General features: G+C 41.9%; 3 protein-coding genes. All 3 read right to left on the bottom strand.

Going from position 1 to position 2,377, the window contains the following annotated elements; all coding sequences use genetic code 11:
- Positions 1-928, bottom strand: a 928-nt coding sequence (locus F7C14_RS02575) for a DUF354 domain-containing protein (RefSeq protein WP_290899658.1), incomplete at its 3' end; no start/stop codon positions are given.
- A gap of 5 nt (positions 929-933) precedes the next feature.
- Complete coding sequence (gene artC, locus F7C14_RS02580) at positions 934-1,764, bottom strand: archaeosortase C (protein WP_290899660.1); 831 nt, start codon at positions 1,762-1,764, stop codon at positions 934-936.
- On the bottom strand, positions 1,761-2,375 hold the full coding sequence (locus F7C14_RS02585; RefSeq protein WP_290899662.1) for a PIG-L family deacetylase: 615 nt from the start codon (positions 2,373-2,375) through the stop codon (positions 1,761-1,763). The genes artC and F7C14_RS02585 overlap by 4 nt, the downstream gene beginning before the upstream one ends.
- Positions 2,376-2,377 lie beyond the last annotated feature (2 nt).

Below are 2,377 nucleotides of genomic sequence, written 5' to 3' on the forward strand. Positions count from 1 at the left end.
TCTTATCCTCAAGAATCTCTATCGCCCTCTCAACAGCATTCTTCTGGTTCGCGTAAAACTCAAGGAGGTTGTATTTGTTTCTTAGCTCAAGCAGATTTCCAGACATCAAGCCCGTGGCGATTCCAGAAGATGTGGATTCCACGTGAATCGACGGTGTTCCGAGGAGAGCAGCTTCCACCGCCATCGTAGCACCTTCGCCGACGTAAAGATCGGCATAGTACAATAAAGAATGCGCAAGTTCGGGAGGTATTTTGACATTCCCTCCGTTTTTATTCTCGCTTAGCACAACAACGTTTGCAAGATCTTCGATGGTTTTAATCGCTTTTTTGTAATCCTCCAAACCTTTAAGTCCTCTGTCATGGTACGCGTTCCACGAGATCGTTCTGAAAACGACAAACCTCTCATTTTTTGAGAAGTCCAAATAGTCGTAAACAGTCTTATTAGCCTCAAAATTGTTTGGGTGAAGATAGGCCAACTCGAAAAAGCTGTTAAATCTAATGTGCTTATCTCCAAAATCTCCCAAGAAGCTTTTAGGGGTAACGACGTATTTGGAAAAGGGAACCGTTATCATGTGTAACTTCCTCGCTATCTCCGTGTCTTCAAGTATTACGTAATCTCCGCCAACAACGGCATTAGCGTGAACCATGTGGGGTATCGGTCTGCCCATAACGACATCGGGTTTTATTTTTCTTAAGATTTTCAATGCGCTCCTTTCAAATTTAGCGAGTTTCAGCAACTTTGAATAGATCGTATTTCCACTTTCTCCAAGTATTTCATAATTTTCGTAGTATTTTTCAAGTAGATAAGATGTCTCCCCCTTATTCACAGCCAAAACCGAGATTTCATGTCCCCTTTTAACCATCTCTCTTGCGAAGTATCTGAATATATGCACATGTTTCGGATGGACAACTCCCAAAGCTATCCTCAAACTCTTCACCTCATCTTCAGAAATACATATGAGAGTGGAAGGAGAACCAGCATGAAAAATATCCAGCCAAGATGGGGGTGAATTTTCAGCATGAATTCGGAGCCGAAGCTGTAGGTAAGATAAACCAACGTTGCAACTCTGAGCAAGTTGGCTAAGTAAACTGCAACGGATAAAACGATGAGCACTTTTGCAACATTTCTCCAATCCTTCCATCGAAAAGCGATGTTATAAGACAAAACCATACTCGTAACAAGGAGCAGAGAATACCAACCAAAGCATGCAAGGTCTATCCTCAGAAATGCGTGATTTTCCCCTAAAACTTCTATAATTCTAAAGTCTGAAATTCTCACACCAACTCCAACGCTTTCGAGTAATTTTACTACAGGAACTGCAACGGCGTAATGTCCGTAGAGATACGGAATATACATGCTGACTCTCGCCGGAAGCATGAAAAGAAGGGCAAAGAGCGTGAGAAATATTAGAGTAAAGTATACACCAAACCTTCCGATTTCCGAGTATTTGCTGCCGGATCCGTAGGACATGAGAGAGATTCCGAAAAGGATTACCATCGTGTCAAAAGTCTGAATTTCAGATTCAAGGAAGCTGTTGGCGATTAGGTCAAGAGCGATCGTTCCTCCTCCTACAACTATCAAAAACCAGGATCTCCTTACTTCAGGAATTTCCTTTTCAGAGTTTTTGGCTAAGAGGAAGATAATCACCAGCGACATTAAAAGAAAGACAGCTCCAAGATAAGCTGTTCCATAGGCAAGCTCTATTGATGCACCTACAATTAGAGCTGCCAGAGCAACGATCCCTTTCTCACTTGAAAATTTCATCTTATTATCCACCTGATGACCTCAAACACTTCTGCATATTCAGCATTTATCTGCACACCACGGGTTTTTGCCAAGCTTTCGATAAATTTTCCGTCAAAGTATGGTCTTTCAGCCTGGGATTTATACCTCATCAAAGCCCGAATTTTCCGTTCGATATGTCTTTTATCTAAGGGAATAAAGGCGGTTGTGTCGAATGTTAGATTATTCCAAGGTTGCTCGTATCCGAGAATCGTGCACCCTTTGAAAGCTCTTAGCGTTTCCTCTCTCGTGACCTTGTGATCCTGATGCGTGTCGTAGGAGGAAGGTGTGAAAACAACATCAGGAGAAATTTCCCTCCTGATTTTAATCAGAGAGTCGAGAATCTCCTGTCGGAAAGTGGGAAATTTTCTAACTTCAAAGTCGTAAAGAAGGACGTTCTCTTTACTTATCCCAAGAATTTCAGTCGCCTCTAAAACTTCCTTTTTAAGGATATTTTTTGGGTAATTTTCCGGAACTGATCTCTCGCAAGAGGATAACGCTGCGTAGTATACCTCTATTTCATCTTCAACGAATTTAGCTATACTTCCCCCACAACCAAGTTCTCCATCGTCGGTATGCGGACTTAGTATCAGAA

Origin of the sequence: Ferroglobus sp. (genome assembly GCF_015521575.1) — an archaeon.
Taxonomy (GTDB): Archaea; Halobacteriota; Archaeoglobi; order Archaeoglobales; family Archaeoglobaceae; genus Ferroglobus.

Bases quoted from the DNA above. Each gene is read 5' to 3' on its own strand.
- artC (WP_290899660.1), bottom strand. From the start codon at position 1,764: ATGAAATTTTCAAGTGAGAAAGGGATCGTTGCTCTGGCAGCTCTAATT.